6 protein-coding genes and 1 pseudogene are annotated in these 5,179 nt (G+C 60.9%); 1 reads left to right on the top strand and 6 read right to left on the bottom strand.

What is annotated here, in order from left to right:
* Nucleotides 1–455 (top strand): integrase core domain-containing protein (locus RM96_RS37975; RefSeq protein ID WP_152624238.1); only part of this gene is annotated, 455 nt, incomplete at its 5' end.
* A 41-nt stretch (nucleotides 456–496) separates the two neighbouring features.
* Here the strand turns inward: RM96_RS37975 and RM96_RS40365 are convergent.
* From RM96_RS40365 to RM96_RS37965, 6 genes and pseudogenes are all read right to left on the bottom strand, one after another.
* Nucleotides 497–709 (bottom strand): annotated as a pseudogene (locus RM96_RS40365) (transporter); the annotation flags it as partial.
* A 509-nt stretch (nucleotides 710–1,218) separates the two neighbouring features.
* On the bottom strand, nucleotides 1,219–2,289 hold the full coding sequence (locus RM96_RS29545) for a copper resistance D family protein (RefSeq protein ID WP_082016776.1): 1,071 nt from the start codon (nucleotides 2,287–2,289) through the stop codon (nucleotides 1,219–1,221).
* A gap of 6 nt (nucleotides 2,290–2,295) precedes the next feature.
* Nucleotides 2,296–2,574, bottom strand: a complete 279-nt coding sequence (locus RM96_RS41005) for a copper resistance CopC family protein (RefSeq protein WP_443112286.1) — start codon at nucleotides 2,572–2,574, stop codon at nucleotides 2,296–2,298.
* A complete protein-coding gene (locus tag RM96_RS29535) occupies nucleotides 2,513–3,634 on the bottom strand; it encodes a hypothetical protein (RefSeq protein WP_052279831.1) in 1,122 nt (373 codons plus the stop codon). The genes RM96_RS41005 and RM96_RS29535 overlap by 62 nt, the downstream gene beginning before the upstream one ends.
* 201 nt (nucleotides 3,635–3,835) lie before the next feature.
* Nucleotides 3,836–4,117 carry a hypothetical protein gene (locus RM96_RS29530; protein WP_052279830.1) on the bottom strand — a complete coding sequence of 94 codons (282 nt, stop codon included), beginning with the start codon at nucleotides 4,115–4,117 and terminating at the stop codon, nucleotides 3,836–3,838.
* A 426-nt stretch (nucleotides 4,118–4,543) separates the two neighbouring features.
* Nucleotides 4,544–4,852, bottom strand: a complete 309-nt coding sequence (locus tag RM96_RS37965) for an HNH endonuclease (protein WP_238587470.1) — start codon at nucleotides 4,850–4,852, stop codon at nucleotides 4,544–4,546.
* Nucleotides 4,853–5,179 lie beyond the last annotated feature (327 nt).

Here is a 5,179-nt window from a genome sequence, read left to right as displayed (position 1 = left end):
GCATTGTGGGCTGGGCCATGGGCAGCCATCTGCGTACCGCGCTGATGTTGCAGGCGCTGGATATGGCGCTCGCGCAGCGCCGCCCGGAGGATGTCATTTACCACTCGGATCAAGGCTGCCAATACACGTCTGTTGCCTTCGGGCGACGTTGCCGGGACGCCGGTGTTCAGCCTTCGATGGGCTCGGTGGGCGATGCCTACGATAACGCCATGTGTGAGTCCTTCTTCGCCACGCTCGAATGCGAGCTGCTGATGCGTTCGCGCTTCGCCACGCACGATCACGCACGCCGGGCACTGTTCACTTGGATCGAGGGCTGGTACAACCCGCATCGCTTGCACAGCGCTCTGGGCTATCGGTCTCCGCAGGAGTTTGAAAAGCTGCCCGTCAATGGCATGAATCCGGCGCTACACCGGGCCTACACTGCCCCATCACAAGGAGAAAACCCATCGACATAAAATTCCAATGCGAATCTGTCCGATGAAACGGGGCAACCCCAAGCCTGCGTGGCGGGGACGGCGTCGGTTCCATGGCGCAGTTGGTTCTGGTTGATGAAGCTGTAGTCGAAGCTGATCCGCCACCCCGGCATTGAGGAGTAGCCCATGGCGGCATCGGCGCTGAGCGAGCAGCCACAGGTGGCGCAGGCGTGCGCGGCCATTGGTGCTGCGGCCGTGAAAACAAGGAGGACGAGAGAATGCCGGCTGAATGCCATTCTGATGCTACGAGCGAGTTTGGTTTTAACGCCCCCGCGAGTGCGAAGTACATTAGCGAGAGGCGAGCATATGCAGTGCCTCTTCCCCGAGAAAATCTCGATCACGTCGCGGCAGAGGTTGTATCGACGCCGCCGCCTATGTTTAGGCGCGCCGAGCCGAATTTGCGGGGGAGATTATCCCATCCGGCGGGGAGTATCGAAGCCATTGGCCTGCGACGTATAGTCGCATGGCTCTGCGCGGGCCATAGCCCTCGTGATGATGAGACGCGGAGACAGGCCGCCCACGTCGCACAAATATCGGATGCTCGGGCACCAGCAGCTCAAGCAGTCTCACCGCCGGCCGTGTGACAGTCATTATCGGAAAAGTCGCACTAAGCAGCCCGATTCCAATGGTCCCTGCGACGCCCCTGCTTATGGCGGACCTAACTTTCCCATCGTCCGGCACTGTCAAGGACCGTGGTCATCGGCCCGTTACAAAGGGAATGTAGCGGCCTCAATCTGTGTGGGGCTCAGCGTGCCATACCGTTAGCATGCGTGTGGTGGCTGGCTGGCATGTGGCTTTGATGGCGGGCGGGCATCTGGCTGAGCAGAATCGTGACACAGAGCAGCGCCCCTATCATCAGGACGCCTTCCACTTTTGCCCTGCGCACAAATTGCTCAAGGGGACCATGCTTTCTCGCTCTGCTGCGCTCCAGCGTGAGGAAGGACAGTGTGGTCGCCAATAACCCTGAAGGCTTCGCGCTGTCGGACGACCCGCCTGCCCAGACCCGCAGCGAAGGGATGCCGAGATAGCGGTTGCTTGCGCCCAGCACAACAATGATCAGCACCAGTGACAACTTGAGCAACAGGATCCTGCCGTAAGCGGTCTGCCAAAGCGCCTCGAAATGCTGCAACTCCAGCCACGCGTTATAGATGCCGGTCAGGGCTACCACTGTCAGTGCTACGCCTGCGAGTGTCGACCAGCGACGGACCATGGCGGCAACGAACTGGCGCCGCTCATCTGCCGCCACTGTCAAGCTACGAAATCCGGTAAGCGTGAGCCCGATCAGGCTGCCTCCCCAGAGGGATACGGCGAGCAAGTGTGACCAGTCCATGAGTTCGGGCAGCGTGATATCGCCCCAGTCGGCCGCATGGCCGGACAAACTTCTGCTGGCGGCGAACAGACAGGCCGCAGCCAGCATCACCGCCGTGATCACTGGCGAGCCGAGGCGAGGTCGGGCACACCAGCCTGACCATAGCACCAGTAGCCCCACAGGACGAAGCAGCCAGACTCGCCCAAAATGGGTCTGGGACAGGACCTGCGGAAGCACCAGGCCGACCTCCGCCAGCGGCCGTCCGCTCATCTCCATGGTACGCCGGATCAGTTCGCCGACGCTACTCAGCGTGAGCACGGCGAGGCAGATGCCAACCAACCACCAGAGTGGCATCACGGTGGCGGTGGATGGCTGCGGCAATTCGTCCTGGAACCTGACAACCCAGATGCGGAAGCCGAGAACGCCAATACAAGTAGCGAGTGCCAGCAGATCAGCCGCGATAACGATTATGCTGCCAGGGCTTGCAGCCATCATTGCATGGGCCATGGTTGCCTATCGCCCCAACGTGAATGAATAATCGCCTTCCGTCGCGTGCCCGTCGCGGGCCACCACCCGCCAGAAGACGTGGTAGACGCCTGGTGCCAGCGGCGGCAACCGTGCCTCGAGCAGGCGGGCCTGCCCGGTATTGACTTGGCCCGGGTCTCGATTAACTTGCCTCCCCTGGTCGTCCAGCACGCGCAGGGTGCTAAAAGCGGGCTCCAGATCCGCGTCAAACCAGATTCGAACCTGGCCGGGAAGATTGTCGATGACCGCACCGACACGCGGCTCCATGTGTTCGGGAAATGCGTGTGCCAAGGTCGCTTGGGGGCCTAGCAGTCCCCAAAGCGCGGCGATCGCCAGAAGGATCTTTATCGGGGGGGATTTCATGCAAGTCAGTGGAAAATCGGCTTCCCGATGCCCTGGGGAAACATATCGTCCAGGAACACGTGAAATTGAACACCCCGACGTCATGCCCGGACCGACGATTGACCGGGATGGCAGCTTCCAGGGCGACCTGCATGTACTTTCCGAACCACATCAAGCCCGGGTTGACGGTTCCCGTAGTCTGGCCGGAGCAATCCCCGCTCAGGCAGGTTTTCACCGGGACTTCGATCAAGGCGATCATGCGATTAAACGGGGCGCCCAGGCCCACGTCTTTTACATAAGTTTGGAGATACTGCAGACTGTACTGGACTGTAAAGCCCCAGTTCAGCCGATCGGGCTCCGACCGGCGCGTGGGCAACTCGGGCGCGAGGATGCCGGTGATTGCCAAGGGACGCAGGTACTTGACCCCCTCGGGCAGGTCACCGAAGCCCTTGCCATAGAAAATGCCAGGCGAAAGGGTGGAGAAGGACTCGGCACCGACCCGGTGGCTGCCGGTTCCGCCGAGGTCGGCATCCGACCCCAGCGACACGATCGCTTCATGCTCGGCATTCTTGAGCACCTGGTACTTGACCCCCAGCGACAGGTTGTCGAATCCATATTGGGGGACGGTTGTATCGTCCGGCCTGACGCGTTGATAGGTGGCGCCAAGCGAGATGCCAAGGTCGGGCGTGATGCGCTTGCTGAGTTCGGTGGAAAACGTCGTCGTATGAGCGCCCGGCGTGCCGCTGGATGGCCCCGCCTCGTCACTGCCGCCCGTACTGCCCGCCTCTGCCTCCTGCGGGAGCTTGCGGTGACCGGCCACAAAGCTCGCTTCGTCCGCAACGAACGGGTCGTCAATCGTGATGGTGGCCGGCAGAAAGCGCTTGCCGACCACGCCATGGGCGTGAGCAGGCGAGCTGCACAATCCCAGGGCGCCGGCTGCAGCCAGCAAGGCACCGATCAGGTTATCACTAGCGGTCTTGTTCATGACGGGTCGAGCTTGGCTGGAGGCAGATTCGGGCTGCACACACAACGGAGATGGCCCAGCCATGCCTTCGGGCTGACGTTCTATTGCACTGCTGGTTTGGCCTCGGCCGTCAAAGGTGCCACTCAATAAACTCTGGCATGCACTACAAAAGTGCGCACGCCAGAGTTTCCCAAGTGAATGCCGGCCGAAAGCCAAGAAAGCTTACTTCTTCTCGGTGCCGCCTTCCTTGGTATATCCCAAATGGACGGTGATGGTGTCGCCGTTCTTGACGTCCTTGATTTGATCGGCCGGGAAATGCAGTTGAAGGGTGGGCCCGCCCTTGGTTTGCAGGGCAAACGTTCCCTTCTTGTGATCAAGCTGGCTGACGGTCCCAGTCATATCGTGTTCACCCATGATTCCGGGCGTGTCCTTATGAGCAAACGCCGACGTTGCAGAAATCGTCATTAGCATCGTCGATACAACGAGCAGAAGTACCTTCTTCATGATGTACCTCCAAGCGACAAATCATGGCGGTCGTTGCGTCAGGCTCGGCACTCTGGACCGGCATTGGCCAAGCACAGCAAGCAGAATGCCAGCCTGGTTGAAAGTGTAGGTAACGCGTTACATCGCGCAAGCCAAATACCGATGTGCCGACGACGGAGATGTGGCCGGGACAGTGACGATGCCAGTTGTAGGGGTACAACTCGTCGATACGGCTGTTCAGGCTGGGTTGGCAGGCGGGTCAACATCGTCGTATGGCTGGTGTGGGAACGAATGGTCATCTGCGGGAGGCTTGGAAACGGTCTCTTCATCGGCCGGAACAGCCGGTCCGGCCCATGTATCGGGCGCCTCATGGGTCGGGAGCGGTCCAGCCGCTGGCCGCAGCCAAGCGGCCGTGACCGGACGACCGAAGGAGTCCAAGCGTGGATTTCAGCAATCGGTGCCGGCGGCGGGGGGCGGCGGGTTCACCCCCCCGCCTGAACGCAGCAGCCTTTCGAAGACCCAGGGGTGGTGCCACCGTCTCCGGCGCATGAGCCGCTCTACATATTCCTTGTGATGGGCGGCGTCCCGCGCTGCTTTACCCTGGTGTCGACGGGCGTTGCAAAGCCGGCAGGCGGCCACGATGTTGCTTTGGGAGTCCCCACCGCCATCGACTCGGGCATGTAGATGCTCGGCCGTGCATTGATGGTGTCGAGCCTGCCGACTGGAGAGATGGAAGGTCGCTGCGAACGCTTCCATGGATTGCTCCCACATGGGGCAGCAGCAATAGAAGCAACGGCCGGATTGACGATGGAAGGCGCGGGCGCGCAGACGCGCGAGAGTCGAGGGCATGAGCGATCCTGTGTACAGGAAGATTTCGAAAACTCGAAACCCGCTCGCCCTTAGCAAGGCATACACGGGAACCAGCCAAGTAGCTCGTGCTGGCACCTCTTTAGCTCCTAGCGGAGACTGACGGGGAAGAGTGCACCTAGTGTAGCGTTCTGTTCTTGATGGAACGTATATGGATTCGACGACTCCAATGCGCTACTGCGAAACAGCGTGGAGAGAGCGAGTGCGAGTTGCCCC

This window comes from Cupriavidus sp. IDO (assembly GCF_000812465.1).
GTDB lineage: Bacteria > Pseudomonadota > Gammaproteobacteria > Burkholderiales > Burkholderiaceae > Cupriavidus.
The sequence above is the reverse complement of the archived record's forward strand: the minus strand, read 5'-3'. Positions and strand labels throughout refer to the sequence as shown.

Excerpts from the sequence above, each read along its gene's own strand:
- RM96_RS37965 (WP_238587470.1), bottom strand. The coding sequence starts at position 4,852 with ATGGAAGCGTTCGCAGCGACCTTCCATCTCTCCAGTCGGCAGGCTCGA.
- RM96_RS29535 (WP_052279831.1), bottom strand. The coding sequence starts at position 3,634 with ATGAACAAGACCGCTAGTGATAACCTGATCGGTGCCTTGCTGGCTGCA.
- RM96_RS41005 (WP_443112286.1), bottom strand. The coding sequence starts at position 2,574 with ATGGAGCCGCGTGTCGGTGCGGTCATCGACAATCTTCCCGGCCAGGTT.
- RM96_RS29545 (WP_082016776.1), bottom strand. The coding sequence starts at position 2,289 with ATGGCCCATGCAATGATGGCTGCAAGCCCTGGCAGCATAATCGTTATC.
- RM96_RS29530 (WP_052279830.1), bottom strand. The coding sequence starts at position 4,117 with ATGAAGAAGGTACTTCTGCTCGTTGTATCGACGATGCTAATGACGATT.